The 1335-nt window shown below is 66.6% G+C and carries 1 protein-coding gene; it reads right to left on the reverse strand.

Annotated features, from left to right (window positions below):
• Nucleotides 1–31: 31 nt before the first annotated feature.
• Nucleotides 32–1207 carry an IS30 family transposase gene (locus tag ACN8HC_RS19720; RefSeq protein ID WP_490076543.1) on the reverse strand — a complete coding sequence of 392 codons (1176 nt, stop codon included), beginning with the start codon at nucleotides 1205–1207 and terminating at the stop codon, nucleotides 32–34.
• Nucleotides 1208–1335: the final 128 nt, after the last annotated feature.

The raw sequence follows: 1335 nt of genomic DNA on the forward strand, positions 1-1335 counted from the left end.
GGCAAAGTCAAACGGTCGAGGCAACATCGGTTCAGGCTGCTGGGGTTTCGAGCAGCTCGGCGAGCCGTTGGGCTGGGGTATGTAGGTCGAGTGTAGGTCGCGGCCTGCGGTTGAGGGTGTCGGCGACGCGGCGTAGGTCGGCGGCGGTGTGTATGGATAGGTCGCTGCCCTTGGCGAACCAGTGGCGTAGCAGCCGGTTGGTGTTCTCGTTCGTGCCGCGTTGCCAGGGCGAGTGCGGGTCACAGAAGTACAGCGTGGTGGTCAGCTCGAGCTGGATGTGCTCGTACCGGGCCAGTTCAGTACCGCGATCCCAGGTGACCGATCGGCGCAAATGAGTTGGCAGGTGCCGCATTTCGCGGATCATCGCGGCCGCGACGGTGTCCGCGTCATGCGTGTCGGGCAGGTGCAGCAAGATCACGAACCGGGTGCTGCGTTCGACCAGGGTCCCGATCGCGGTCCCGTCACAGCCGATGATCAGATCGCCTTCCCAGTGACCGGGCACGGCCCGGTCGGCGACCTCGGCCGGGCGGTCGCTGACCTTGAACGCGTCCGTGTACGGGCTCGGCCCGCGCCGGGTACCAGTCCGGTGCTTACGAGACCGGCGTTGCAGCGACAAGTGCTGGTACAAGTCCGCGCGCAGTGACCCGCGGGTTTGCACGTACAGCGCCTTGTAGATCGTCTCGCCACTCACCCGGGCCATCCTGGCAGCCTGGGCGGTGCCCGGATGCGCCGCACGCAGCACTGACGCGATCAGCCCTGGTGACCAGCCCTGCTCCAACCAACCGGTGATCTGCTCGCGGAGCTCTTCGTCGGCCACCAGTTTCGGGGTCTTGGGCCGCCGTCGCCGCCGATGAGCGGCCCGGTGCGCCATCCCGGCGTGATACGTGCCGTCCGGGCCGCTGTTGCGGGCGATCTCCCGGCTGATCACACCCGGGTTGCGGCCCAGCTCCCGGGCGATCTGCGCTTGCGTCAAACCCTGCAGCAGCCCGGCAGTGATCATCGCCCGGTCGGCGACGGTCAGCTGCCGCCGCCGGCCCAGCGACTGCGAGTCCTTATCCGGATCGTTAGGGTCATCCCGTGGTGGATCGCCCACGCCACCGCGGCGACCAAGATCAGCACGAATACTCACCGGGCAAGACTTGCGCCACCGCTTCGCCGCACCAGCGCACGACACGCCCACCAGCGGCGCGGCCCGCTGAATCGACATCCCCGAGCAGACCAAGTCGAAAAACTTCGACCACACCTGCGGCGGATACGACCGAGTACAACCCTTCTGACGATCTCCCACAACATCTCCTTCAATTCGAGATGTTGCCTAGACCGGTGGAATCCGCC

This window comes from Flexivirga sp. YIM B11880 (assembly GCF_058148645.1).

Excerpts from the sequence above, each read along its gene's own strand:
- ACN8HC_RS19720 (WP_490076543.1), bottom strand. The coding sequence starts at position 1,207 with ATGTCGATTCAGCGGGCCGCGCCGCTGGTGGGCGTGTCGTGCGCTGGT.